At 44.3% G+C, this 25786-nt stretch carries 37 protein-coding genes and 2 pseudogenes; 4 read left to right on the top strand and 35 right to left on the bottom strand.

The window, feature by feature from the left end; genetic code table 11:
- The first annotated feature begins 3 nt into the window (after positions 1 to 3).
- Positions 4 to 867, top strand: coding sequence for an IS982 family transposase (locus F891_RS13005; RefSeq protein ID WP_004729973.1), 864 nt, complete (start codon positions 4 to 6; stop codon positions 865 to 867).
- A gap of 20 nt (positions 868 to 887) precedes the next feature.
- A pseudogene (locus tag F891_RS13010) lies at positions 888 to 1328 on the top strand (DMT family transporter); the annotation flags it as partial.
- Between the two features lie 62 nt (positions 1329 to 1390).
- Here F891_RS13010 and F891_RS13015 read toward each other — a convergent pair.
- The 5 genes from F891_RS13015 to F891_RS13035 all read right to left on the bottom strand — a co-directional run bounded on the left by F891_RS13015 (position 1391) and on the right by F891_RS13035 (position 6722).
- Positions 1391 to 3673, bottom strand: a complete 2283-nt coding sequence (locus tag F891_RS13015) for a TRAP transporter large permease subunit (RefSeq protein ID WP_005263743.1) — start codon at positions 3671 to 3673, stop codon at positions 1391 to 1393.
- Between the two features lie 197 nt (positions 3674 to 3870).
- Positions 3871 to 4443, bottom strand: a complete 573-nt coding sequence (gene rrtA / locus F891_RS13020; protein ID WP_005263745.1) for a rhombosortase — start codon at positions 4441 to 4443, stop codon at positions 3871 to 3873.
- Between the two features lie 67 nt (positions 4444 to 4510).
- A complete protein-coding gene (locus tag F891_RS13025) occupies positions 4511 to 5551 on the bottom strand; it encodes a hypothetical protein (protein WP_004732263.1) in 1041 nt (346 codons plus the stop codon).
- A 534-nt stretch (positions 5552 to 6085) separates the two neighbouring features.
- Positions 6086 to 6472 carry a hypothetical protein gene (locus F891_RS13030; RefSeq protein WP_005263747.1) on the bottom strand — a complete coding sequence of 129 codons (387 nt, stop codon included), beginning with the start codon at positions 6470 to 6472 and terminating at the stop codon, positions 6086 to 6088.
- Positions 6465 to 6722 carry an FAD assembly factor SdhE gene (locus F891_RS13035; RefSeq protein WP_005263749.1) on the bottom strand — a complete coding sequence of 86 codons (258 nt, stop codon included), beginning with the start codon at positions 6720 to 6722 and terminating at the stop codon, positions 6465 to 6467. Before F891_RS13035 ends, F891_RS13030 begins: the two co-directional genes overlap by 8 nt.
- A gap of 183 nt (positions 6723 to 6905) precedes the next feature.
- On the opposite strand from F891_RS13035, the gene F891_RS13040 reads away from it, so the two are divergent.
- Complete coding sequence (locus F891_RS13040; RefSeq protein ID WP_005263751.1) at positions 6906 to 8078, top strand: acyl-CoA dehydrogenase family protein; 1173 nt, start codon at positions 6906 to 6908, stop codon at positions 8076 to 8078.
- Between the two features lie 62 nt (positions 8079 to 8140).
- On the opposite strand, the gene F891_RS13045 is transcribed toward F891_RS13040, so the two are convergent.
- From F891_RS13045 to F891_RS13185, 30 genes and pseudogenes are all read right to left on the bottom strand, one after another.
- Positions 8141 to 9631, bottom strand: a complete 1491-nt coding sequence (locus F891_RS13045; RefSeq protein WP_004281487.1) for a flavin-containing monooxygenase — start codon at positions 9629 to 9631, stop codon at positions 8141 to 8143.
- 220 nt (positions 9632 to 9851) lie between these two features.
- Positions 9852 to 10217, bottom strand: coding sequence for a 50S ribosomal protein L17 (gene rplQ / locus F891_RS13050; RefSeq protein ID WP_004281488.1), 366 nt, complete (start codon positions 10215 to 10217; stop codon positions 9852 to 9854).
- Positions 10218 to 10235: 18 nt separating this feature from the next.
- Positions 10236 to 11243, bottom strand: a complete 1008-nt coding sequence (locus F891_RS13055) for a DNA-directed RNA polymerase subunit alpha (protein ID WP_004281489.1) — start codon at positions 11241 to 11243, stop codon at positions 10236 to 10238.
- A gap of 16 nt (positions 11244 to 11259) precedes the next feature.
- Positions 11260 to 11886, bottom strand: a complete 627-nt coding sequence (gene rpsD / locus F891_RS13060; protein ID WP_004281490.1) for a 30S ribosomal protein S4 — start codon at positions 11884 to 11886, stop codon at positions 11260 to 11262.
- A gap of 12 nt (positions 11887 to 11898) precedes the next feature.
- Entirely contained in the window at positions 11899 to 12285 is a 387-nt protein-coding gene (gene rpsK / locus F891_RS13065) for a 30S ribosomal protein S11 (RefSeq protein ID WP_004281491.1), read from the bottom strand.
- Between the two features lie 19 nt (positions 12286 to 12304).
- Positions 12305 to 12661 (bottom strand): 30S ribosomal protein S13, encoded by a 357-nt coding sequence (gene rpsM / locus F891_RS13070; protein ID WP_004281492.1) that lies wholly within the window; start codon positions 12659 to 12661, stop codon positions 12305 to 12307.
- Between the two features lie 105 nt (positions 12662 to 12766).
- Positions 12767 to 12883, bottom strand: a complete 117-nt coding sequence (gene rpmJ / locus F891_RS17550; RefSeq protein WP_000867907.1) for a 50S ribosomal protein L36 — start codon at positions 12881 to 12883, stop codon at positions 12767 to 12769.
- Between the two features lie 19 nt (positions 12884 to 12902).
- Positions 12903 to 14222 (bottom strand): preprotein translocase subunit SecY, encoded by a 1320-nt coding sequence (gene secY / locus F891_RS13075; protein WP_171066361.1) that lies wholly within the window; start codon positions 14220 to 14222, stop codon positions 12903 to 12905.
- Between the two features lie 45 nt (positions 14223 to 14267).
- Positions 14268 to 14708, bottom strand: a complete 441-nt coding sequence (gene rplO / locus F891_RS13080) for a 50S ribosomal protein L15 (protein ID WP_005248206.1) — start codon at positions 14706 to 14708, stop codon at positions 14268 to 14270.
- Between the two features lie 3 nt (positions 14709 to 14711).
- Complete coding sequence (gene rpmD / locus F891_RS13085; RefSeq protein WP_004281495.1) at positions 14712 to 14888, bottom strand: 50S ribosomal protein L30; 177 nt, start codon at positions 14886 to 14888, stop codon at positions 14712 to 14714.
- A 6-nt stretch (positions 14889 to 14894) separates the two neighbouring features.
- On the bottom strand, positions 14895 to 15392 hold the full coding sequence (gene rpsE, locus F891_RS13090) for a 30S ribosomal protein S5 (protein ID WP_004281496.1): 498 nt from the start codon (positions 15390 to 15392) through the stop codon (positions 14895 to 14897).
- 2 nt (positions 15393 to 15394) lie between these two features.
- Positions 15395 to 15745 carry a 50S ribosomal protein L18 gene (gene rplR, locus F891_RS13095; protein ID WP_004281497.1) on the bottom strand — a complete coding sequence of 117 codons (351 nt, stop codon included), beginning with the start codon at positions 15743 to 15745 and terminating at the stop codon, positions 15395 to 15397.
- Between the two features lie 14 nt (positions 15746 to 15759).
- Entirely contained in the window at positions 15760 to 16293 is a 534-nt protein-coding gene (rplF, locus tag F891_RS13100; RefSeq protein ID WP_005249900.1) for a 50S ribosomal protein L6, read from the bottom strand.
- A gap of 13 nt (positions 16294 to 16306) precedes the next feature.
- Positions 16307 to 16702 carry a 30S ribosomal protein S8 gene (gene rpsH / locus F891_RS13105; RefSeq protein ID WP_004281499.1) on the bottom strand — a complete coding sequence of 132 codons (396 nt, stop codon included), beginning with the start codon at positions 16700 to 16702 and terminating at the stop codon, positions 16307 to 16309.
- A gap of 12 nt (positions 16703 to 16714) precedes the next feature.
- Positions 16715 to 17020 (bottom strand): 30S ribosomal protein S14, encoded by a 306-nt coding sequence (rpsN, locus tag F891_RS13110; RefSeq protein ID WP_004732275.1) that lies wholly within the window; start codon positions 17018 to 17020, stop codon positions 16715 to 16717.
- A gap of 9 nt (positions 17021 to 17029) precedes the next feature.
- Positions 17030 to 17566 carry a 50S ribosomal protein L5 gene (rplE, locus tag F891_RS13115; protein ID WP_004645057.1) on the bottom strand — a complete coding sequence of 179 codons (537 nt, stop codon included), beginning with the start codon at positions 17564 to 17566 and terminating at the stop codon, positions 17030 to 17032.
- A gap of 16 nt (positions 17567 to 17582) precedes the next feature.
- Positions 17583 to 17900, bottom strand: coding sequence for a 50S ribosomal protein L24 (gene rplX / locus F891_RS13120; RefSeq protein WP_004281502.1), 318 nt, complete (start codon positions 17898 to 17900; stop codon positions 17583 to 17585).
- A 9-nt stretch (positions 17901 to 17909) separates the two neighbouring features.
- Positions 17910 to 18278, bottom strand: a complete 369-nt coding sequence (rplN, locus tag F891_RS13125; protein ID WP_004281503.1) for a 50S ribosomal protein L14 — start codon at positions 18276 to 18278, stop codon at positions 17910 to 17912.
- Positions 18279 to 18369: 91 nt separating this feature from the next.
- Positions 18370 to 18627, bottom strand: coding sequence for a 30S ribosomal protein S17 (gene rpsQ, locus F891_RS13130; RefSeq protein ID WP_004281504.1), 258 nt, complete (start codon positions 18625 to 18627; stop codon positions 18370 to 18372).
- Positions 18624 to 18821, bottom strand: a complete 198-nt coding sequence (rpmC, locus tag F891_RS13135) for a 50S ribosomal protein L29 (RefSeq protein WP_004281505.1) — start codon at positions 18819 to 18821, stop codon at positions 18624 to 18626. Before rpmC ends, rpsQ begins: the two co-directional genes overlap by 4 nt.
- Complete coding sequence (rplP, locus tag F891_RS13140) at positions 18821 to 19234, bottom strand: 50S ribosomal protein L16 (protein ID WP_004281506.1); 414 nt, start codon at positions 19232 to 19234, stop codon at positions 18821 to 18823. The genes rpmC and rplP overlap by 1 nt, the downstream gene beginning before the upstream one ends.
- Positions 19174 to 19990: pseudogene (gene rpsC, locus F891_RS13145) on the bottom strand (30S ribosomal protein S3). Before rpsC ends, rplP begins: the two are co-directional and overlap by 61 nt.
- A 1-nt stretch (position 19991) precedes the next feature.
- Complete coding sequence (gene rplV / locus F891_RS13150) at positions 19992 to 20321, bottom strand: 50S ribosomal protein L22 (RefSeq protein ID WP_001982638.1); 330 nt, start codon at positions 20319 to 20321, stop codon at positions 19992 to 19994.
- Positions 20322 to 20332: 11 nt separating this feature from the next.
- The gene (gene rpsS / locus F891_RS13155) at positions 20333 to 20608 is read right to left on the bottom strand and encodes a 30S ribosomal protein S19 (RefSeq protein WP_004281508.1); all 276 of its coding nucleotides are present in this window, start codon (positions 20606 to 20608) and stop codon (positions 20333 to 20335) included.
- A gap of 19 nt (positions 20609 to 20627) precedes the next feature.
- Entirely contained in the window at positions 20628 to 21452 is an 825-nt protein-coding gene (gene rplB / locus F891_RS13160; RefSeq protein ID WP_004281509.1) for a 50S ribosomal protein L2, read from the bottom strand.
- 11 nt (positions 21453 to 21463) lie between these two features.
- Positions 21464 to 21784 (bottom strand): 50S ribosomal protein L23, encoded by a 321-nt coding sequence (gene rplW, locus F891_RS13165; protein ID WP_004281510.1) that lies wholly within the window; start codon positions 21782 to 21784, stop codon positions 21464 to 21466.
- Complete coding sequence (gene rplD, locus F891_RS13170) at positions 21781 to 22383, bottom strand: 50S ribosomal protein L4 (protein WP_004281511.1); 603 nt, start codon at positions 22381 to 22383, stop codon at positions 21781 to 21783. The genes rplW and rplD overlap by 4 nt, the downstream gene beginning before the upstream one ends.
- An 11-nt stretch (positions 22384 to 22394) precedes the next feature.
- Positions 22395 to 23033, bottom strand: coding sequence for a 50S ribosomal protein L3 (gene rplC, locus F891_RS13175; RefSeq protein ID WP_004645054.1), 639 nt, complete (start codon positions 23031 to 23033; stop codon positions 22395 to 22397).
- A 60-nt stretch (positions 23034 to 23093) separates the two neighbouring features.
- Positions 23094 to 23405 (bottom strand): 30S ribosomal protein S10, encoded by a 312-nt coding sequence (gene rpsJ, locus F891_RS13180; RefSeq protein WP_000070912.1) that lies wholly within the window; start codon positions 23403 to 23405, stop codon positions 23094 to 23096.
- Between the two features lie 272 nt (positions 23406 to 23677).
- Positions 23678 to 24412 (bottom strand): type 1 glutamine amidotransferase, encoded by a 735-nt coding sequence (locus F891_RS13185; RefSeq protein ID WP_005263759.1) that lies wholly within the window; start codon positions 24410 to 24412, stop codon positions 23678 to 23680.
- A gap of 163 nt (positions 24413 to 24575) precedes the next feature.
- Here F891_RS13185 and F891_RS13190 point away from each other — a divergent pair, with 163 nt between their 5' ends.
- Complete coding sequence (locus tag F891_RS13190; RefSeq protein WP_005263765.1) at positions 24576 to 25778, top strand: PLP-dependent transferase; 1203 nt, start codon at positions 24576 to 24578, stop codon at positions 25776 to 25778.
- Positions 25779 to 25786 lie beyond the last annotated feature (8 nt).

The following is a 25786-nucleotide window of genomic DNA, read 5'->3' on the forward strand; positions in this document are numbered from 1 at the left end:
TTCATGGACTATATTACCGAATTATTTTGTATCTTGGATGATTTCTGCAAAAAGTTTAATGAATCTTTAGAGAAAGCTCTAATTTCTGATCAAAAAACAACAATGAAAAAGTCAGCTTTAAGCTTGTCTGAAGTCATGACCATTGTCATTTTATTTCATAAATCCGGGTTTAGATTTTTCAAATATTTTTATTGTCATATGATCATCCCATTTTGGAAATCAGCTTTTCCCAAGCTTCTTAGTTACAATCGTTTTATTGAAATTATGCCGCGTTGTTTGCAAGCTTTGAGTAGTTTCTTCCATCAAGTTAAAGGAGAAGATACCGGAATTTGTATTATTGATTCGACTAAATTGGTCGTTTGCCATAATCTTAGAATTAAAAGACATCGTGTATTTAAAGGCTTAGCTGGTCGTGGTAAAAGTAGCACAGGTTGGTTTTATGGATTTAAAGTCCATATTGTTATCAACAACTTGGGTGAAATTATTAATCTCAAGATTACATCGGGAAGTGTTCATGATGTTGCTGTACTTGAATCTTTAACCCAAGAGTTAAAAGGTATTTTACTGGGCGATAAAGGCTATCTGAGTAAAGCAAAAACTGAAGCTTTAGCAGCAAGGGGGCTCAGACTATTAACCCCGTCACGCAAGAATATGAAAAATAAACCCATCCAAACTGAAGAAGAAAAACAATTGCTTTGCAGAAGAGGATTGATCGAAACAGTGAATGATCAGTTAAAAAACTTACATCAAATTGACCATTCACGTCATCGTTCGGTGAATAACTTTATGGTGAATATTATGGCTGCTATAGTGGCTTATTGCTTAAATCCAAATAAGCCAACTTTCCAAAACTTGCTAAAAAGCTAAAATATTTCATCGAACTCAGGTTAATTAACCTGATGTCGGTCATTGGTTTGAGTGCGAGCTTTCTGGCGGCGATGGCCTTTGTCACGGTTCGGGCGCTGACCAAAACCGATTCTCCGGAAAAAATCGTGTTTTATTTCTGCTTTATTGGCACCCTGATTTCAGTGATTCCGATGTTCTGGCTATGGCGACCTTATACCCTGACAGAACTCAGCTATCTGATTACTGCCGGCATCCTGGCCAATTTCAGCCAACTGTTTATGTCAAATGCCTACAAGCTGGCTCCGGCAGGACAGATTGGACCGGTCAACTATGTGGCGATTTTCTTTGCCGGCATGTGGGGCTTTCTGTTCTGGCAGGAAGTTCCGGACCTCTATAGCGTGATTGGGCTGGGGCTGATTTTCTGTGCGATTCTATTGTGTAGCCCGATCCTACAAAAGCGCCTGAATTCATCCAAAATTTGATTAACGAATTTAAATCAAATAAATAAAAAAGCACCCGAAAGTGCTTTTTTATTGCTTTTCTTTTATTGATACCAGCCGAACAGCTTAAACATATAAGGCACATAGGCAATGATCAGCATCGCAGGCAGCAATACTATCATCGGCAAAATCCAGCGTTCATAACGGTAGTAGAAAGACAAGTGTCGTACTTCTGCATCCGCCTCGGCCACTTCGGCATCGCCAATCGACTGTCTGGCCAGCAGATGATTTAGCGCAACCGGTGGCGTCACATAACCCAGCTCAAAACCAATCAGGGTAATCATCCAGAAATGTACTGGATGAATGCCGTATTGATAGGCCACTGGAGCCACGGTCGCCGAGATCAGAATCACCGCACCAAATGGATCCATAATCATCCCGACAAAAATCATCAAGCCGACAATCAGTGAAATCACCAGAATGGTACTACTAATATCGGTCGGGAAGGCTTCCATAATTTCAATACGTTCCAGCAAGCCACCCACACTCACCGAGAGTGCCATCAGAATGACCAAGGCACCAATATGCCCCACGGTCTCACTGGTCGAAATATGCATGGACTTCCAGAAACCGACATTACGCAAAATTTCAGTCGCTTTTGAACGCTGCACAGCATGATCAACCACCAGTTCTTTGCCTGATTGTTCGCTATGTTCAGCCTCACGATATTCTGCATTGGCTGCGGCACCGGCTGTCGCCAGTTCAGGTGTCGATTTTGAGTTTAGAGTTGCGGTCAAGGTTTCATCCCAATGCCCCACTGCCGGCAACGGCGCAGGTTCATGGCGTAACTTGTCGAACAAGACAATCATCAGCAGAATGACTGGCATCATCACTGGTGCGGTAAATTCATTCAGGTCAGTCGACAAAGCATATTTATAGAATAACCAGATCAGAATAAAAATCACGATATATGGAATAATCGCAATGAAAGCACGACCAGATTGAGGAGCTGCTACAGTTGGCGCGGCAATGCGGAATTTGTTTTCTGCAAAGAACAGGGAAATTACCAGGAATAAAGTCGAGCTGAGTAGGAAGACATAAATCCCGTAGTGATACAGTAAGTCGGTGGTCACTTCTTTATTTAGTGATGCGACGACGACAATCAGCAAGCAAGGACGTAAAACCACACCCAGTGAACCGGACATTGCAGTGGCGGCCAGTGCAAACTGACGGCGTCCACCCGCATTCCAGACTTCCTTGTAAATAATCGCACCTGCGGCAATTACGAAAATCCCTGAAGCCCCAGTATAGGCGGTCGGTAATGCAGCTGCCAGCAAGATTAACCAGGTCAGGGTTTCAGGGGCCAGATTCCATGGACGCAGAATATTCAGAAACATGTCCACGACACGGGTCTGTTTCAGCAACATACCGGCCCAGATAAACAAGGCCAAGTTCAGAAAGATACTAGAAAACTCCACCAATTGACCGAGGTAAATCCCCTGTCCCATTGGATAGTCCATAAAGAAAGTGAAGTTTATCCCGGTAGTAATGGCCATATAGGCATATAGCGGTACACTCAGAAAGGCCAGACCAAAACTGCCACCCTCACGTGTTGGTTTTGGTTGTTTGATCACCTGATACAAGCTGATCAGGGTGAGTGCGCTGAACAGAATCATCCACAACCAGTAGATGTATTTCATCTCCCCCATCGGCACGCCCGAGTTCAATACGGACTGATATTGGCTATAGGATGAAAATGCCAGGAAAGCATTAGCGACCAGCATGGCGACCGAATAAACTTTAAAGTCGATACGCGTGCTCGGGCTACGCAAGCCAATATGATGGGTTTTTAGAGTGGCACTGATCGCAGCAAAGACCACCATGATGACCAGAAGCAAAGCCCGGTTTTCCGTACCAAACTTGAAGATGCCAAAGAAAGAAGTTTCAAAGGTCCGATAAGCCCGAATACTTGGATGTGCTTGCACATGTTGAATGGCTTTATCATAAAACAGGTAGGATTCTTCACAGACCTGCTGTGCCTGTAACACCGCAGCACGGACATCCGCTTCCGAACGCACCCCGAAGAAGTCGGCATATTCATCGGCTGCATCGGCTTTTATCTGCTGCTGAACGCGTTGATCGACATTAATATTGCGTTCACATTGTGGACGCGTCGGCTCAGCCCTTAAAAATGAATATTGCATTCCTGTTGCCGGATCGCCGTAAATACGCTCCCCCATACGCAGCAACTGGCCGTGAATCATTTCCCCGGTGCCAATAATCAAAGTGAGCAAAAGTAAAACCAGCACGACGAAGGTCGAGATCCACTCTGTCCATATATAACGCAACAGACCTAATCCTGATCTGTTTTGATCATTATTTTGCATGTGTATTCCTATTTTTATTTTAGCGGCCTGATGCTTGGTCTAGGACGCTGATCTTCCCTTCTGCCTAGAAAATTCCTTTTCAAAGGTCAGGATCTTTATTCTATGTTTTGACTTTGCATGAAAATTGGCACAATAAAAATGACAATTTATATTTTCTTTTTGTATTTTCTGCCAAGTAAATTATTTATCTCTGCACTTTAATTATCCCGAAAATAATTGCTCACAATATAGATCAGCGCCAGAATCACGCCCCAAATCACCCCAAGTAAATGTGCCTCAACCAAAACCGGACTACCGATCAGCTGCGCCATTCCGACATTGCCAATGGTGTTTTCCCAGACCAGTTTGGCAAAAATCAAAAATAATACCAGCGCCGCAAAGCCGCGTTCCCGCTTATACAGCAAATGTACACAGGCTACGGCGACATAGGCACCATGCAGCACGCCCGACAGGCCAGCATAGGCTTCAATATTGGGTAAGAAAAAATAAAAGCTTAAACTGATCAACGGTGGCAAGATCAGCAAAATGGCACAGAAATGCCAGACGGTAGCGCGTGGAAAAATGAAAGGTAAACAGATAAAGGCGAGAATGTTTAGAAAGTAATGAATCCAGCTCACATGTACCCAGTGCGCTGTCCAGAGTCGCCAGAATTCACCCAGCAGACTCTCTTGCCAGTAGATAAAATGATCCTGAAAAATTTGCAGACATGCAGAGAGAGAGACAAAAGCCGCTAGGAAAATAATTTTTCGTCGAAAATGTTGATCTAGCATCGGCCTGTTGTCCTCCCTGACCATCTAATTTGACTTCATCCCTGAAGCTTCATGCATAGTATCTGCATTACAGATCCGCACTGAACAGATCATCGAGCTCGGAAGAACTGTCGGATTCATCCCAGAAACGTTGCATGCCATCATCGCCACTACGTATACCAGTATTTTCTGTCCAGTAACGATCTGATATGCCACTGACCATAATCGCGGCCATGCTGTCAATCAGCTTGAATTGCGGATTTACCGGTTTTTCCTCCGTACGGGCCTGAGCAAAGGTTTTCAAGGCATCCCGAACTTTGGCATCATCGCCACTGGCCTGAGCCGCTACGGCATACAAGGCATGAGATAAACGTACACCTTTTTGCTCACCAATTTGTGTAGATTGTTTTAATGTTTGGTAAGGGTCAGGCTTGCCTTCCCCTGCGCCTGGCAACAAAGTCCAGATCACCGCACGGGTGGCATTCGGCGCACCCCAGAATTTCGCGTTATCCAGACACACCATGCCACGCTCGACCACGGCAGCAATATCTTTCGGTACATGCACTGCACCACCCGAGTTAATATCATTGGTCATGGCCTGCAAGCCACTGAGCATGCCCAACAGATAAACCGTTTGCTCGATATCACTGTTCATGCGCGGGCATTCTTCACCCAAGGCTTTTTGGTATTTCTTTTCATAACGGCTCTGAAACAGTTGATAACCGGTATATTGACGCTGTGCTGCCAGTGCCGCCCAGCGCTTCTGCTCGATTCGGGCATCTTGGGCTTCTGCCACCTGATTGGTTTTTGAAGCACGTAAATAGCGTAACTCGGCTTCCAGCGCTTTTTGCTCGGCACAAATACCGGCAGCCGAATACATCAGCACGGCCACCCGCGTTGGATCTGCACCCATTTCTTTGGTCGCCATAATGGCCGGCGTTAAAGAATTCCCTGAATTACACACCATTTCAGCATCATCCATCGCTAAAATCGGCGGTACAATATGGTTTTCGGTGAAACCCAGTGCAACATTGGCACCGGTTTTAATGACCTGAGAACACCCCGTCAAAACTGTTGTTGTTATTGCAATGGTCGCCATACCTTGGCATATTTTACGGACGCCTGACATTTTCCTGTCCTCTATAATTGTGATTATGTCCATCTTTCTGCTAAAGATATCAGAAGCATTTTGTGAATAAAAGAGTATTTACTCTAATTTAGACGAGACACTTTGCCATTAAATAGCCGCGCTGCAATTGACTGTATTTAGAAGAATACCAAATTTTGGGCAAAAAAAAGTAGCATTGCGACGGTTCAGCACATGCTACTTATTAACTGTACAAGCAGAAAAATAATAAACCCTGCTTGATTAAGATGAAAATTTATCCTTCAACACTGTCCCGAGTCGTCCGATCACCAGCGTTAAAACAATCGCTACGATCAGAAACATCCATACTGGAAATTCCATTAAGGTCTCCCGTAGTTGCTGTTGGTGAGTTAAATGTACAGGCTAAAAGTAAAACATAGGGAATAAATTGTCAGACAATTCCTCTAAGTCATGGATTAACCTTGATTTCTGTCTGACAATAAAAATAGGAAGTTGATCTAAATATTTGTTTTATGTGCATTTTAATCAAATCATTAAAATGTATTTGTCTTACAACTAAATTAATTTAGTCAATAATTTTAAGGACTTCCATTGTTTGAAGGGCAATTGATCACACCAGATCAGCAGAGGTCGCGCCTTGGCATGCTGGAAATACACCACAATATACGCCTGATGATCAATCACGTGACTAATACATACCCGACGGGTCGGTCGTGCTTTAGTAGTCAATGACCATTCACGTCCATCCAGATATTCAAACTGCTCAATCTGTGGTGTCTTGCGGTAAAACAGCTGATAAATCACCAAGCCTATGACAGCGCACATTGCCCAAAGTGCAATCGGTAATAACTGATACAACAGATACATCAGCAGTGCAAAAATAAAAAGCTGAAACGCCAATGCACACAGACTGCGTTTCAGCTTGAAGCAACGATTATCCATGAACGTAAAATTTAAGCTTCTTGATAAAATCTTTCAGTTCAGGACGCGGTGGCTCAGACACTTCCATAAACCAGTCCAGTAAATCCGGGTCTTCCTGCTCAACCAGCTCTGCAAACATCTGTTTTTCGAAAGGCTCAGCACTCAGGTAATGGTTTTTTACGTAGGGATCAAAATATACATCCAGTTCTTTTAAACCACGACGCGCACGATAAATCACTTTGCGCTCTTCTAAGCTGATGTCATCAGTCATCGAATTTCCCCAACTCGTTATAAACCCGAATAGTTTACCTGAAGCGCTGGCTGAATTTCGAGGGATTTCATAGAAATGACCAAAAGCATCAGCAGATTTAAGTCATTTGAACATTCCGCTCATTGCTGCTGATCTTGGCATGACCTAAGTTAAACCAAACAAATCAAAATAAGGAATAACAAGATGCAATCTGCAGCCATTCGCCCACTTGCCCCGATGCTGCCGTGCCAACTCTTTAGTACCGAACATGATGCTTTTCGCGAGACGGTACGTAAATTTTATGAGAAAGAAGTCATTCCACATACCGAGCGTTATGAAAGTCAACAGCATGTAGATCGAGAGCTGTGGAATAAAGCCGGTGAGCTTGGATTGCTCTGCGCTACCATGCCCGAAGAATATGGCGGCTCTGGCGTAGACCGGCTGTATAGCATGATTTTGATTGAGGAACAGGCCTATGCCGGAGATTCAGCGACTGGATTTTCATTGCATTCAGATATTGTTGCCAATTATCTGCTGAATTTTGGTAATAAAGCTCAAAAACAACAATGGTTACCGAAAATGGCGTCTGGAGAGGTCGTCACCGCGATTGCCATGACCGAACCGGGAACTGGCTCTGACCTGCAAGCAGTGCGTACCTCGGCAGTACTCGATGGCGATGACTATGTGATTAATGGTTCCAAAATCTTTATTACCAATGGCTATCTCTGTGACATGGCGATTGTGGTCTGTAAAACCGGCAATAATGACAAAGGTTCAGCCAATCTTTCATTGATTATGGTTGAAGCAGAGCGTGCCGGATTTAGTAAAGGCAAGCCGCTGAATAAAATTGGCATGAAAGGTCAGGATACCTGCGAACTGTTCTTTGACAATGTTCGGGTACCCACAGAAAACCTGCTCGGTCTGGAAGGCATGGGCTTTATGATGCTGATGAAAGAACTGGCTTGGGAACGCCTGATTGTGGCGATTATCTGTCAGGCAGGCGCTGAAGCCGCTTTTGCCCATACAGTGAAATATACCAAGGAACGTCAGGCATTTGGCAAGAGCATCAGCCATTTTCAAAATACCCGTTTTAAACTGGCAGAACTACGTACCGAGATCGATGTGTGCCGCACTTATCTGGATCGCTGTATGCAGCTGCAACTCAATCACGAACTAGGCGTAGATGCCGCTGCTGCGGCCAAATACAAGATTTCAGAAATGTACAGCAAAGTCGTTGATGAATGTCTGCAATTGCATGGCGGCTATGGTTATATGCTGGAATATCCGATTGCCCGTGCCTATATCGACAACCGTGCCAATCGGATTTATGCGGGTACCAATGAAATCATGAAAGAACTCATCGCTCGTTCGCTTTAAACTGAATAAAGAAAAAAAAGAGTCGCTAGGGACTCTTTTTTTCTTTATTCAAAAATCTAAGCTTAAGAAACCAGACGCGGTTTATACTTTAGAGCATTGCTGTTTTTTTTAAATTTTAGCACGGTATCTTCAAACGAAGCCTGCTTGAGTTCCTTGCGATCTGCCAGATAATTATTGCTAACTTTCCAAGGTGCATGTTTACCCTGCTTTGGCATTACGTCCGCAGCACGGGCGATATAACCGGAACTGAGACTTCCCATGACGGTATCCTGAAGTAATTCACTCTGATCTCCCTGAGGAATCACCTGCGCATAACCTTGCTGATCCATATAGTTCAACAGACGGCAAATATATTCTGCTGCAATGTCGACTTTAAGCGTCCAGGAGGCATTAATATAGCCAATAATCAGCGCCATATTCGGTATATCACTGACCATGATGCCTCTATACAGCATATGCTGTGAGGTATCGACAGGCTGACCATCCATCGTCGCCTGAATCCCACCGAGAATCTGGATATTCAGACCGGTGGCAGAGACAATAATATCAGCATCCAGATGTTGACCTGATTTCAGCTGAATTCCCGTTTCGGTAAAGGTTTCTATCTGATCCGTTGCAACCGATGCCTGGCCTTCACGTAAAATTTTAAACAGATCTCCATCCGGTACCACACAGAGACGTTGATCCCAAGGTTCATAATTCGGAGTAAAGTGCTTCATGTCCACTTTACCTTTCAACTGAAGTTGCACCGATTTAAGCAGAAACGATTTTAATAATTTGGGCTGTTTCTGTGCCAAAGCATAAATCCCGCGCTGCATGCCGATATTACGCGCACGCGTCAGCTTATAAGCGACCTCCTCAGGCAGATATTTACGCATTTTTGAATATATAAAATCGACAGAAGGCACAGAGGTAATATAGGTCGGTGAACGCTGCAACATGGTCACATGACCTGCTCCACCTTTAGCCATGGCAGGCACCAAGGTAATCGCGGTCGCACCACTGCCAATAATCACCACTTTTTTGCCTTTATAGTTTAAATTTTCCGGCCAATGTTGCGGATGAATAAATTCACCTTTGAATGCCTCCTGATTGGGAAACTCTGGCTGGAAACCTTGGTCATAGTTGTAATAACCAGTACAGCCCAGTACGAAGTTGGCGATCCAGATCTGCGTCTTACCCTGTGCGTCCTCAATCTCTACCGACCATTTGCAGGTGGCAGAATCATAATTGGCACTTAAGACCCGATGCTGAAAATGGATTTTCGGCTGAAGCCTGAATTCCTCTACCACTTCAGTCAGATAATTTTTGATGGATGCGCCATCGGCAAGCACGCTTTCTTTTTTCCAAGGCTTAAAATTAAAGCCAAAAGTCGACATATCCGAATCGGAACGAATTCCCGGATATTTAAACAGATCCCAAGTTCCGCCAATACTTTCACGACGTTCGATGATGTCAAAAGAGCGTTGTGGACAATGTTTAGAAAGATGCGCTGCCAGACCAATCCCCGAGATCCCCGCACCCACAATTAAAATATCTACCTGCTTTTCCATGTTGTTTTTTTACCTAAGCGATGCTATCTGTTTTTATTAAATCACAAAACTGACAATACACAATGTCAAGTTTATTAAAAAGACGTTATTTTTTTATCTTTTGAGGCCAGATCCAGTTATACGAGATTAAAAGTCAGACTAAATTAAAATATACAGACAATAAAAAAGGCCGGTTTATTCAACCGACCTTTTCGAACAACTTGCGTTATTCTTCACAAAATTAGTTAACTTCGCGATCTACTAGCTCAACGTAAGCCATCGGTGCAGCATCACCTGCACGAAAGCCCGCTTTAAGAACACGTAGATAACCGCCGTTACGCTCTTTGTAACGAGGGCCAAGAACGGTAAATAATTTACCAACAGTTGCTGCTGAACGAGTACGAGCAAACGCCAAACGACGGTTTGCTACTGTATCGTTTTTAGCTAAAGTGATTAAAGGCTCAGCTACACGACGTAACTCTTTAGCTTTAGGCACAGTTGTTTTGATCAACTCGTGCTCGAACAAAGAGTTAGCCATGTTTTGGAACATCGCTTTACGATGACTGCTTGTACGGCCTAATTTCACACCACTATTACGATGACGCATGGTGATAGTCCTACTTAATTAACGGCTACGATAGGCGAAACGATCGTCCATACGGAGACTAGCCGGTGGCCAGTTCTCTAAACGCATGCCGAGTTGTAAGCCTTTAGAAGCCAGAACATCTTTGATCTCAGTAAGCGATTTTTTACCCAAGTTAGGAGTTTTAAGCAACTCAACTTCGGTACGCTGTACAAGATCACCAATGTAGTAAATGTTTTCTGCTTTCAAACAGTTAGCAGAACGAACAGTTAGCTCTAGATCATCTACTGGGCGAAGCAAGATTGGGTCAACTTCTTCACGAGGCTCTTGAGCAACAGGTGCTTGATCTTTCTGAAGGTCAACGAAGATCGCAATTTGTTGCTGCAAAATAGTTGCAGCTTTGCGGATCGCTTCTTCAGGATCTACAGTACCGTTAGTTTCAAGATCAATGATCAGTTTATCAAGGTCAGTACGTTGTTCTACACGCGCGTTTTCCACGGTGTATGAAACACGTTTGATTGGGCTGTAAGACGCATCTAACTGCAAGCGACCCACTGGGCGAGTTTCGCCTTCAGGGAAGCGTGAATCAGAAGTCTCGTAGCCACGACCTTGAGCCACTTTCAGACGCATTTTCAATGAGCCTGAGGCACTTAAAGTACCGATCAAATGTTCAGGGTTAACCACTTCAACATTATGAGGTAAACGAAGGTCAGCCGCAGTTACGTCGCCTGCACCTTGTTTCTCTAATGTTAAATAAGCTTCATTTTGATCGAACAGCTTAATCGACAATCCTTTTAGGTTCAGCAAGAGCTCGACGATGTCCTGCTGCAAGCCTTCCAAAGTACTGTACTCGTGCTCGACCCCTTCAATCTCAACTTCTACCACAGCTGCGCCAGGTAGAGAAGAAAGAAGGATGCGACGTAAAGCATTACCAAGAGTATGACCAAAGCCACGCTCTAATGGTTCTAGAATAACTTTTGCCGAGGTCCCGCTTGCCGCTTCGACCTTGATCGCTTGCGGAGTTAGAAACTCATTTGCAGTACGCGTCATATTGCTTCCTCAAGGATTATTTAGAATACAATTCTACAATCAAGCTTTCGTTGATTTCAGCAGGTAAATCAGAACGATCCGGTGCAGCTTTGAACGTACCTTCTAATTTAGAATGGTCGATTTCCATCCAAGAAGGCATGCCACGTTGAGTAGCTAATTCAATTGCGTTTTTGATACGTAATTGTTGCTTAGCGCCTTCGTGAACTGCGATCACATCACCCGCTTTAACTTGGATAGACGCAATGTTAACACGACGGCCATTCAAAGTGATGCTACGGTGAGATACTAACTGACGAGCTTCTGCGCGAGTAGAACCGAAACCCATACGATAAACAACGTTATCAAGACGGCTTTCAAGTAGCTTCAACAGGTTTTCACCAGTTGCGCCTTTAACACGAGCAGCTTCTTTATAGTAGTTACTAAATTGACGCTCTAAAACACCGTACATGCGACGTACTTTTTGTTTTTCACGTAATTGTAGTGAGTACTCAGATTGTTTACCACCACGAGCCCCGCCGTGTTGGCCAGGAACTTTCGCATGTTTTTTTGTCTTAACATCAAACGGTTTAACGCCTGATTTAAGTTGCAGGTCTGTCCCTTCGCGACGAGAGAGTTTGCATTTTGGACCAATATAACGAGCCATGAATGTTTCTCCTTACACGCGACGTTTTTTAGGTGGACGGCAACCGTTGTGCGGGATTGGCGTCACATCGGTAATGCTGTTAATTTTATAACCCACTGCACCTAAAGCACGAACCGCAGATTCACGACCAGGACCAGGACCTTTTACAAGGACATCCAAGTTTTTCAAACCGTAGTCTAAAGCAGCTTTACCAGCAACTTCAGCAGCTACCTGAGCAGCGAACGGAGTTGATTTACGTGATCCACGGAAGCCTTGTCCACCTGAAGTGGCCCAAGCCAGTGCATTACCTTGACGATCGGTAATAGTCACAATGGTGTTATTAAAAGAAGCGTGAATGTGTGCGACACCTTCAGAGACGGTACGAGTGACCTTCTTGCGTGCGCGAGTATCTTTAGCCATCTTTTAGCTTCCAGAAATCTTATTTCTTAATAGGTTTGCGCGGACCTTTACGGGTACGAGCGTTAGTTTTGGTGCGTTGACCACGGACAGGCAAGCTGCGACGATGACGAAGACCGCGGTAGCAGCCTAAATCCATTAAACGTTTAATGTTCATGGAAATTTCGCGACGTAAATCACCTTCGGTCGGAACCTTAGCAACTTCTGCACGAATCGCATCAAGCTGAGCGTCATCTAATTCACGGATCTTAGTAGTTGGAGCAATACCAGCAGCAGCTAAGATAGCTTTTGAAGTATGGCGACCAATACCAAAGATATACGTTAGAGAGATAACAGCGTGCTTGTTATCCGGAATGTTTACACCGGCAATACGAGCCATTCAATTTTCTCCAAAAAGGCAGTAGATAATCAACCGCCCCACAAAAATCTTGAGGGGCGGATAATAACCTAATTCGCCTACAGAAATCAACAGGTCTTAATCAGATTAACCTTGACGCTGCTTATGACGAGGTTCTGCGCTACAAATTACGCGGATAACCCCATTACGACGGATAACTTTACAGCTACCACAAATTTTCTTAACAGAAGCTTGTACTTTCATGATGAAACCTCAAGTGCGCTTATCCCTTAGGATGAGCAGTCGTTTTTCTCATTAACGTTTGATTATCGTATTGGTGCGAAGTAAGGTGTGATTGCAGCTGAGCCATAAAGTCCATCACCACTACCACAACAATCAGCAAAGAGGTACCACCCAAATAGAATGGAATACCAAATGAACTTTGCAATACCATCGGCATCAAACAAATGACGGTGATGTAAATCGCGCCAATAAACGTCAAACGATTGAGAATATGATCTAAGTAACGAGCAGTTTGCTCACCTGGACGTATACCAGGCACGTAAGCTCCGCTGCGTTTCAAGTTCTCTGACACTTCTTTAGGACTAAATACCAGTGCTGTATAGAAGTAACAGAAAAAGATAATTAACGCACCAAAGAGCACCAAATACAACGGCTGACCAGGCGACAATACCAATGCTACATCTTGCAGGCTACGCTTAATAAATCCAGCATTTGGATCTGCACTACCCACCCACTGACCTAAGCTCGCAGGGAACAAAAGCAATGAGCTGGCAAAAATTGCCGGAATCACACCCGCCATATTAATTTTTAATGGCAAATGTGTCTGCTGTGCAGTAAATACACGACGACCTTGTTGTTTTTGAGCATAGTTTACCGGAATACGACGCTGCGCTTTCTCGATAAATACGATCGCTGCCAAAACACCCAGAGACAACAAACCAAAAATTACCAAGCCAATCAGGCTGGTCTGGCCATTATCTACAGATGAGAAAGATTGCATAATCAGATTAGGCAATCCGGCAACAATACCCGCGAAGATGATCATGGAAATACCATTCCCCACCCCACGCTCGGTAATCTGTTCACCCAACCACATCAAGAACATGGTCCCCGCAACCAGTGAGGTTACTGCAGGAACATAAAAAGCCAAACCAGTATTCAGGGTAATCCCCTGACTGATCAGGCCTGCACACATACCTACCGCCTGTACCAGCGCCAAGAATAATGTACCTTGTCGTGTGTATTGATTAATTTTACGTTTGCCTTGCTCGCCTTCTTTCTTTAAAGCTTCCAGCGAAGGAACCACAGTTGACATCAACTGCACGATAATCGATGCAGAGATATATGGCATGATCCCGAGGGCAAGAATAGACATTCGTTCTAATGCCCCACCAGAGAACATGTTAAACAAACCAAGGATGGTACCTTGGTTTGCATTAAACAAGTTTTCTAACGCAGCATTATTGATGCCTGGTACTGGAATATGCGCTCCTAGTCGAAACACCAACAACGCACCAATGAGAAACATCATTCGACGAATAATTTCACGGTATTTCACATGAAATGGTTGGCCTTTCATCATGTTGACATGACCTGAAGAACTAGGAGTCATAGACACTGGGGATTACTCCTCGACTTTGCCGCCAGCAGCTTCAACAGCAGCTTTAGCGCCTTTAGTCAATGCAACACCTTTAACAGTGAATGCACGAGTAATTTCACCAGAAAGTACGATACGAGCACGGATCATGTCTTTACGTACAACGTTCGCAGCTTTTAAAGTTTCAAGAGACACGATGTCGCCTTCAACTTTAGCAAGCTCAGATAAACGTACTTCAGCAGTTTTCAAAGCCAATTGGCTAGTGAAGCCGAATTTAGGCAAACGACGATAAAGTGCTGTTTGACCGCCTTCGAAACCTGGACGAGTACCACCGCTCTTACGTGAGTTTTGACCTTTGACACCACGGCCACCGGTCTTACCAACGCCAGAACCGATACCACGGCCTAAACGAAGGTTGTCACGTTTAGCACCTTCTGCAGGTGCAATTGTATTTAAACGCAGAGTCATGGCTTATTCCTCTACACTAACCATATAGTAGACTTGGTTGATCATACCACGGTTAGAAGGTGTGTCTAACACTTCTACAGTATGACCAATACGACGCAGACCTAAACCTTGCAGGCTAAGCTTGTGATTTTTCAAGCGGTGCGATGCAGATTTAGTCTGGGTAACTTTAATCGTTTTCATGATTGATTACCCTTGAATTTGTTCTACTGAAAGACCACGTTTCGCAGCAACCTTTTCAGGAGTAGTCATATCACGCAAACCATTGAAAGTTGCGTTTACTACGTTAGCAGCGTTAGTAGAACCACGGCATTTAGTCAACACGTTACGTACGCCTACAGCTTCTAGAACTGCACGCATAGCGCCACCAGCAATTACACCTGTACCTTCAGAGGCAGGCTGCATGAATACGCGGCTAGCGCCGTGACGTGCATGAATTGGGTGCTGTAACGTACCATCAACAAGGTCAACAGTAATCATATTGCGACGAGCAGCTTCAAGTGCTTTAGAGATAGCAGCTGGAACTTCACGTGCTTTACCACGACCAAAACCTACGCGACCATTACCATCACCCACAACAGTTAATGCTGTAAAAGAGAAGATACGACCACCCTTAACAACTTTGGCTACACGATCAACGGCAACCAGCTTTTCAACAAGACCTTCGTTTTGTTCAACTTTAGCCATGATTAGAACTCCAAGCCGTTTTCACGAGCAGCATCAGCCAAGGCTTTGATACGACCATGATATTTAAAACCAGAACGGTCAAACGCAACTTTAGTAACACCAGCTGCTTTAGCGCGTTCTGCGATTAAAGCACCTACTTTTTGAGCTGCTTCAACGTTACCAGTTGTACCCGCACGTAGAGTAGCGTCTAAAGTAGAAGCTTGCGCTAATACTTTGCCACCATCTGCAGAGATAACTTGAGCATAGATGTGACGCGGAGTGCGGTTTACACACAAACGAGTCGCACCCAATGCACGGATGTGCAAGCGTGTGCTTTTCGCACGACGCAAACGGGATTGTTTCTTTTCGTTCATAAGAACCTCGCGCCTTATTTCTTCTTAGCTTCTTTACGAAGTACAACTTCGTCAGAATAACGAACACCTTTGCCTTTATATGGCTCTGGTGGACGGTAACCACGGATATCTGCAGCAACCTGTCCTAAAGCTGCTTTATCAGCAGATTTAAGAATGATTTCAGTTGCAGTTGGAGTTTCAGCAGTTACACCTGCAGGAAGTGCATAATCGATCGGATGAGAGAAACCAAGGTTAAGATGAACAACGTCACCTTTAACCGCAGCTTTATAACCAACACCGATAAGCTGTAACTTACGTTCGAAACCTTCGCTAACACCTTTTACAAGGTTGTTAAGCACAGCGCGAGCAGTACCAGCTTGCATCCAAGCGTCTTTCGACTCTTGTACTGGAGCAATAGCTAGAATACCGCCTTCCTGTTTAAGCTCGACCAGCGCATGCAGGTTGAAAGACAATGTACCTTTAGTGCCTTTCACTTCGACCTGCCGGCCGTTCTGAGTAACTGTTACACCGTTAGGTACAGTTACTGGGGCTTTAGCCACACGAGACATGAGGAATCACCTATTAAGAAACAAAAGCAATAACTTCACCACCAACGCCTGCAGCACGTGCAGCGCGATCAGTCATGATGCCTTTGCTTGTAGAAACAATTGCAATACCTAAACCTTGCTTAACGCTAGGAAGTGCATCTTTACCGCGATACTGACGTAGACCTGGACGGCTTACGCGCTTCACAGTTTCGATAACTGGTTTGCCTTCGAAATACTTTAAAGTCAAAGTAAGAGTTGGTTTGCCTTCAGCATCCGCAACTTCTACGTTTGAAATATAACCTTCTTGTTGAAGTAAGTTAGCAATTGCTACTTTCAACTTAGAATTAGGCATAGAAACAGTTTGTTTCTTTGCCATTTGTGCGTTACGAACACGTGTTAGCATGTCGGCAACGGTATCTTGCATACTCATCTATAGTGCTCCTTACCAGCTTGCCTTAACAACGCCAGGTACATCACCTTGCATTACTGTTTCACGTAATTTGTTACGGCTTAAACCGAACTTACGGAAGTAACCATGAGGACGACCAGTTAAACCACAACGGTTACGTAGACGTACTGGAGATGCATTACGTGGTAATGCTTGTAATTTCATCATCGCTTCGAAACGTTCTTCGTCTGATGCATTTACGTTTGCAATAACAGCTTTTAATTCAGCACGTTTTGCAGCGTATTTAGCAACAGTAGCTTCGCGTTTCAATTCGCGATTAATCATACCTTTCTTAGCCATATCGACCTCTTATTTGAACGGGAAGCCGAATGCACGCATAAGCGCACGGCCTTCGTCATCGGTGCGAGCAGTCGTAGTAATGGTAATATCCATACCACGAATACGATCAATCTTGTCAAAATCGATTTCAGGGAACATGATTTGTTCCTTAAGACCCATTGAGTAGTTACCACGACCGTCGAATGATTTCGCAGAGAAACCACGGAAGTCACGGATACGAGGGATCGCAATCGAAATCAAACGGTCTAAGAATTCGTACATACGTTCGCCGCGTAAAGTAACTTTACAACCGATCGGCCAACCATCACGGATTTTAAAACCAGCGATTGATTTACGAGCTAACGTAAGTACTGGTTTTTGACCAGCGATAGCTTGCATATCTGAAAGAGCACCATCAAGGAGTTTTTTGTCGGCAGCAGCTGCGCCAACACCCATGTTGATCGTGATTTTAGTGATGCGAGGAATCTCCATCACATTCTTAACGCCCAATACTTCTTGTAATTGAGCTTTAAGTTCGTCGTTGTAACGTGTTTTAAGTCTGGCCATGGCCTATATCAACCTATTACTTCGCTACCGCCACTGATTCACCATTTGATTTGAATACGCGAGTTTTCACGCCATCAATCACTTGGTAACCAACACGGTCAGCCTTTTGGGTTGTAGCATTAAAAACTGCCACGTTTGAAATATGAAGCGAAGCTTCCTGAGTTACAACGCTACCTTCAGCGCCTGTAGCACGGTTCGGCTTCTGATGCTTCTTCACCAAGTTAAGGCCTTCAACCTTAACACGGTCATTAGAAACAGACAGAACAGTACCCTGTTTGCCTTTTTCTTTACCTGCGATCACAATTACTTGATCGCCTTTTTTAATCTTAGCCATGATCGCCTCTTATAGAACTTCAGGAGCCAATGAAATAATTTTCATGAACTGTTCAGTACGAAGTTCACGAGTCACTGGTCCGAAAATACGAGTTGCAATCGGCGCTTTGTTGTTGTTCAAAATAACAGCAGCGTTATCGTCGAAACGAATCACTGAACCGTCTGCACGACGGATACCGAATTTTGTACGAACCACAACCGCATTCATCACGTCACCTTTTTTAACACGTGCGCGTGGAATTGCTTCTTTTACAGTAACTTTAATAATGTCGCCAACAGAAGCATAACGACGATGCGAGCCACCAAGTACTTTAATACATTGTACGCGGCGTGCACCACTGTTGTCTGCTACGTCGAGCATAGTTTCGGTCTGAATCATTGCCCTACTCCAAAACCGAGCAACACCGGTCGAAATTTCGAAAGGCTCAAAGAGTACTCGAAATTGACCGATGATGCAACAAGAACGTTAATTACTCAGCAGCTGCTTCAACAACTTCAACTAGAGTCCAAGACTTAGTTTTAGAAATTGGGCGGCTTTCTTTAATGGTTACAACATCACCAGCTTTCGCTGTGTTGTTCTCATCATGAGCATGTAATTTTGTTGAACGGCGGATTAATTTGCCATACAACGGGTGTTGAACTTGGCGTTCAATAAGAACAACGATAGATTTATCCATCTTGTCGCTTACAACTTTGCCAGTTAACGTGCGGACTGTTTTATCACTCATTGTCCGTTCCCCTGTTTTTCGGTAAGGAGGGTCTTAATACGAGCAATAGTCTGACGAGTAAGTGCAACTTCATGCGATTTACCCAATTGACCAGTTGCTTTCGCCATACGAAGACGGAATTGGTTAAGCTGTTGCTCATCAAGCAAAGCTGTCAACTCTTCTACCGACTTTTCACGTAGATCTTTAGTTTTCATTACATTACCGTCCGAGTCACGATAGCGGTTTTAAACGGAAGCTTAGCTGCTGCAAGCGTAAACGCTTCGCGAGCCAATTCTTCGTTAACACCATCAATTTCGTACAAGACTTTACCTGGTTTGATTTGGCAAACCCAATATTCCACAGAACCTTTACCTTTACCCATACGCACTTCAAGAGGCTTAGAAGTAATCGGCTTGTCCGGGAATACACGGATAAAGATCTTACCACCACGCTTAATACGACGGCTAATTGTACGACGCGCTGCTTCAATTTGACGCGCAGTCATTTGACCACGTTCAACTGATTTAAGTGCAATAGTACCGAAAGATACTGTGCTACCGCGGTGTGCTAGACCAGTGTTACGGCCTTTCTGCACTTTACGGAATTTAGTACGCTTAGGTTGCAACATGGATTATTCTCCTTTTTCAGCAGAACGATCATTGCGACGACCACGACGCTCTTGACCTTCACCACGACCACGACCGCGTTTAGCTGGACGCTCTTCTGCTGGAGCTGGGTTCATGACTTGTTTCATGCCGCCCAAGATCTCACCACGGAAGATCCAAACTTTAACACCGATCGTACCGTAAGTAGTCTCAGCACGCATAGTCGCATAGTCGATATCTGCACGAAGCGTATGTAGAGGTACACGACCTTCACGATACCACTCAGTACGAGCAATCTCAGCACCACCTAAACGGCCTGAAACTTCTACTTTGATACCTTTAGCACCAGCACGCATTGTGTTTTGTACCGCACGCTTCATAGCACGACGGAACATTACACGTTTTTCTAATTGAGAAGCGATAGCTTCAGCAACTAGACGCGCGTCTAAGTCTGGACGATCAATTTCATTGATACTTACTTGCGCAGGAACACCCATGATAGATGTCAATTCGCGTTGTAGTTTCTCAATATCTTCGCCTTTTTTACCGATTACGATACCTGGACGAGCAGTGCTAATAGTTACTTTAGCAGCGCCTGTAGGGCGTTCGATAAGAATGTTGCTGATCATCGCGTTTTTAAGTTTTTTGATCAAAAACTCACGAACTTGAAGATCTTTAAGCAAGTATTCAGCGTATTGTTTCGGATTCGCATACCAGTTAGCGTTATGACGTTTCACAACACCTAGGCGGATACCGATTGGATGAACCTTCTGACCCATATCAAACCCCTACCTTAACGGTGATGTGACAAGTACGCTTAGTAATACGATCTGCACGGCCTTTAGCACGTGGCATAATACGTTTCAGGCTCATGCCTTCATCAACGTAGATCGTAGAAACTTTAAGGTCGTCTACATCTAAACTGTTATTGTGTTCAGCGTTTGCAATCGCAGATTCCAACGCTTTCTTAACTAGAACTGCAGCTTTTTTGTTGCTGAAGTTAAGGATGTTAAGAGCGTGCGCAACAGATTTGCCGCGGATAAGATCTGCAACCAAACGAGCTTTTTGTGCCGAGATAGCGGCACCGCGTAATTTAGCAGTTACTTCCATCATAGCACCCATTAACGTTTAGATTTCTTGTCAACACCGTGACCGCGATAGGTACGAGTTGGTGCAAATTCACCAAGCTTGTGACCAACCATGTGCTCAGAAACGATCACAGGAACGTGGTTACGGCCATTGTGTACAGAAATTGTTAAACCAACAAAATCCGGGAGGATCATCGAACGACGCGACCAAGTTTTGATCGGCTTACGGTTATTAGCCGCGATAGCCGCTTCAACCTTAGCGAACAAGTGCGCATCGACGAATGGGCCTTTTTTCAGAGAACGAGGCATTGTCAGATTCCTTTACTTGTTACTTAACGCGACGGTCGCGAATAATCATCTTAGTCGTACGCTTATTGGTACGTGTCTTGTACCCTTTAGCTTTTTGACCCCATGGGCTTACAGGTTGAATACCTTTGTTACGCCCTTCACCACCACCATGTGGATGGTCAACTGGGTTCATCGCCATACCACGAACGGTAGGACGAACACCACGCCAGCGTGATGCACCAGCTTTACCTAGTGAACGAAGGTTGCTTTCTGAGTTAGATACTTCACCTAACACAGCACGGCATTCAACGTGAATTTTACGCATCTCGCCTGAACGCAGACGAACGATAGCGTAAGAACCGTCACGACCCAACAGCTGAACTGAAGTACCAGCTGAACGAGCTAACTGCGCGCCTTTACCGATTTTAAGTTCGATGTTGTGAAGAGTAGAACCGATAGGCATGTTGCGAAGCGGCAAGCAGTTACCTGGACGAATTGGAGCATCGTTACCAGACTGTACTTTATCGCCAGCGCGAAGGCCTTTAGGAGCGATGATATAACGACGCTCACCGTCAGCATACAATACAAGTGCAATGTGTGCAGTACGGTTAGGATCGTATTCGATACGCTCTACAGTTGCAGGAATACCATCTTTGTTACGTTTAAAGTCAACTAGACGGTAGTGCTGCTTGTGACCGCCACCAACGTGACGAGTCGTGATGTGACCGTTGTTATTACGGCCGCCAGTACGTTTTTTAGCTTCAACCAACGGAGAGTATGGTGCGCCTTTGTGAAGGTGATCGTGAACCACTTTCTCTACAAAGCGACGTCCTGGAGACGTTGGCTTACATTTTTGAATAGGCATAATTCTCGTCCTTATTCCGCTGTGCTTTCAGCGGTATCGCCCAAGTCAGCCATTTCAACATCTTGGCCAGCTTTCAGGGTGACGTATGCTTTTTTAACATCAGAACGACGTCCTAATGTTTTACCAAAGCGTTTAGACTTACCTTTAGTGATAGTCGTGTTAACTTTAACAACTTCCACACCAAAGAGTTGTTCCACTGCTTTTTTGATTTCAAGCTTGTTTGCATTTAATGCAACTTTAAACACTTGAACACCAGCAGTTTCACCTAAAACTTGTGCTTTTTCTGAGAATACAGGTCCTTGCAGGACTTGATAGATACGTTCGTTGTTCATCCGAGTTCTACCTCAATTTTCTTAGCAGCAGCTACAGACATAACAACTTTGTCGAACGCAATCAAGCTAACCGGATCGATTGCAGCAGCATCAACCACATCAACGTGTGGAATGTTGCGCGCAGCAAGATACAGGTTCTCATCAACAGCATCAGTAACGATCAATGCGCGAGTCGCATTCAAGTCGTTAAGTTTTGCAAGCAATTCTTTAGTTTTTGGAGCTGCAACAGCAAACTCTTCAACTAAAACTAGGCGATCTTGACGAACAAGTTCAGCTAGGATGCATTGCATAGCACCGCGGTACATTTTACGGTTTACTTTTTGAGACCAGTCTTGTGGACGAGCAGCAAAAGTTTTACCACCGCCAACCCAGATTGGGCTACGAATAGAACCAGCACGAGCGCGGCCAGTACCTTTTTGACGGAATGGCTTGCGACCACCACCAGAAACGTCTGCACGTGATTTCTGAGCTTTTGAACCTTGACGGCCACCAGCTAAATAAGCTGTAACCACTTGGTGAACAAGAGCTTCATTAAATTCACGACCGAACGCAACTTCTGATAATTCAACAGCAGAGCCGGAAACAGTATTTAAATTCACGTTATTTCCCCTCAGGCCTTGATCGTAGGACGAACGATTACGTCGCCACCAGTAGCACCAGGAACCGCGCCTTTAACAACTAGAACTGAACGTTCTGTGTCGATAGCAACGATCTCAAGACCCTGTGTAGTTACGCGTTCAGCACCTAAATGGCCAGCCATTTTTTTGCCTTTGAATACGCGACCAGGAGTCTGGTTTTGACCAGTAGAACCTAAAACACGGTGAGAAACTGAGTTACCGTGAGTTGCATCTTGCGTACGGAAGTTCCAACGCTTAACACCACCTTGGAAACCTTTACCTTTAGATTGACCAGTTACGTCAACAACTTGACCAACCTGGAACAATTCAACGGTAAGCGTACCACCAACTTCACGACCTTCAAGATCAGCTTCTGTAGCACGGAATTCTTGAACTAGACGACCAGCTGCAACACCCGCTTTCGCGAAGTGGCCTTTCTGAGCGTTAGTTACGCGAGATTCGCGACGTTCACCAGTAGTGATTTGAATCGCTTGATAACCATCAGTTTCAAGCGTTTTGATTTGAGTGATGCGGTTAGGATCAACCTCAATCACTGTAACAGGCACAGAAACACCAGCATCTGTAAAGATACGTGTCATACCGCACTTGCGACCGACTAAACCAATAGCCATGTGCATAAACCTCTAAAAAAGCGGCCTAATTAACTTAGAGTGTTAATTAACCCGAAAGCCTTAACCCAATGCGATCTGAACATCAACACCAGCTGCAAGATCTAACTTCATCAATGCATCTACAGTTTTGTCTGTAGGTTGAACGATGTCGATCAAACGCTTGTAAGTACGGATTTCGTACTGGTCACGCGCGTCTTTGTTTACGTGTGGTGATGTTAAAACGTTAAAACGTTCAATGCGTGTTGGCATTGGAATTGGACCACACACTTGTGCGCCAGTACGTTTTGCGGTTTCTACGATTTCTTGAGCTGATTGATCAATCAGGCGATGATCAAAAGACTTAAGACGGATACGAATTCTCTGGTTAGACATACCAGTAAACTCCAAGCCAAATATATAAAGAATCACTCTTGACGCATCTCACCCCACTTTATATGGGCAAGTGTCAAGAGCAGTGAAATATCACTAAGGTCATGATCGATGCCACGACTGTAACGATAGTTAACTACTTTATTCGCAGTTAACCCCCTTCCTATTGAAGGGTCGCTTATTATAGCCATTGTTTAATGCATAAGCAAATCTCTTTTATGGTTTTATCCAAGTTTTCAATTTATGACTTAAAACAATAGTTTATTGTTTAAATATTAGGCAGTTTTTGCCAAAACATATTCTATAGCACGATTTAACATCTGATTTCCTTCAATAAATTTTTGCTTCGTGGTTTTTTTTAATTCAAATAAATTTTGCACATATTTTCCTGAAAATTGCGCAAGCTCTTCTTCATTTTCCAAAAACAATGCCAGGGTTTCCGGCGTGATTTCAGGATGAAACTGGAAGCCCAATACATTTCTGCCCAACTGGTACATCTGATTACGACAGGCTTCACTTTCTGCCAGATGGACTGCACCTTTGGGCAATTCAAATGTTTCATTGTGCCATTGCAGAATATTAAACTGCTCCGGCAAGCTAAAACACGTCTCTGGTAGATTCGCCACTCTGTGCACCGTGGTCCACCCCAATTCTTGTTCTGGATTGCGACTAACACCTGCACCCAAAGCATTTGCAATCAACTGCCCACCCAGACACAGACCAATTGCCGGTTTACCATGCGAAAGATAGCGACGCAACCAGCGTTTTTCTATTTTTAACCAAGGGAAATTCGCTTCATCATTCACACTCATGGTACCACCCATAATGATCAGCAAATCCACCTCTTCCACTGCAGGCAGCGCCTCGATCTCCAAAGGTCGATCGACGGGTAAAGCAAAAAATTCAGTCGCTGTAATGTGCGCCTGATGCTGCTTTAAAAATTCATAACAACTACCAAAACCTTCACCAGCAATATGCTGAAAATAATGCACTTTTAAATGCGGCTTCATGCTCCTCAACCTATTTTTTTAGCTATATAGATTTAGGTTTTGCAAAAATGAAGCCAACTTTTTATAAGACTTGTTGTTTTTAAACAATTCACAACGTAACTGGCAGTGAGTCACAGATTCTCTTAAGCTAGAGTAATATTTGATTACATTTGAGCGCATTCACGTGAAACAAGACCCTCAAACTCGCCTGATTCATGCACCACGAAAGGCTCCTCAAGCGATTTCCACCATTCAGCCTCCCCTCTATCGTGCATCGACGGTTATCTTTAACAATACCGATGCCCTGTTTAATCGCCATTGGACCGATGACTATGACTATAGTTATGGCACGCATGGCACGCCTACGACCTTTACGCTGGGCGATAACATCGCACAGCTCGAAGGTGGTTTATATCACCTGCTCGCACCGAGTGGTTTATCCGCGATTAATCTCGTGAATTCTTGCTTTTTAAGCCAAGGAGATGAGGTTTGGGTGGCTGACAATATCTATGGTCCAAACATGGAACATTTACGCAATCTGGAAAAGCGTTATGGAATTACGGTTAAGGTCTACAATCCCATAGAGCTTGATACATTTCAGCCTACAGATAAAGCCAAACTGATCTGGCTCGAGGCTGCTGGCTCAGTCACCTTGGAATTTCCGGATCTGGCTGGTTTAGTGAAAAAAGCTCAGGCACACAATATTCTTACTGCGCTGGATAATACCTGGGGCGCAGGTCTGGCTTTTGATGCCTTTGATTTTAGTGAAGAGCATTTAAGTGTAGATATGACGGTACATGCACTGACCAAATATCCAAGCGGCGGTGGTGATATCCTGATGGGCTCAGTGGTTACGCGAGATAAGACCCTGCATCACAAACTGTTCCGTGCGCATGCCATTCAGGGCATTAGTGTTTCTGGTGATGATGTGGCACAGATACAACGTAGTCTGGCTTCGATGCAACTGCGATATCAACATCAATCCAACAGTGCGCTTACATTAATGACATGGCTTAAACAGCAAACCGAGTTTGTGCAAGTACTTCATCCTTCAGATCCGGACAGTGCAGGCCATCAGTACTGGAAAGAAATTTGCAAGCAAGGTGATAGTGCCGGCCTGGTCAGCGTGATCTTTGACAGCACATACGTAATGCAGGATATCCGGAATTTCTGTGATAGCTTAAAACTGTTTAAGCTTGGCTTTAGTTGGGGTGGCCCTGTCAGTCTGGTCATGCTATATAACTTAAAAGACATGCGTGTGCTGGAACATTCACACTTAAAAGACGGCTTGCTGGTTCGTTTCTGTATTGGACTGGAATATCCGGAAGATTTGATTCAAGATATTCAGCATGCACTAGAACAAATGAAAAAACTTAAAAACGAATAATAAATAAC

This window comes from Acinetobacter sp. CIP 101966 (assembly GCF_000369725.1).
In the GTDB taxonomy this organism is placed as follows: domain Bacteria; phylum Pseudomonadota; class Gammaproteobacteria; order Pseudomonadales; family Moraxellaceae; genus Acinetobacter; species Acinetobacter lwoffii_Q.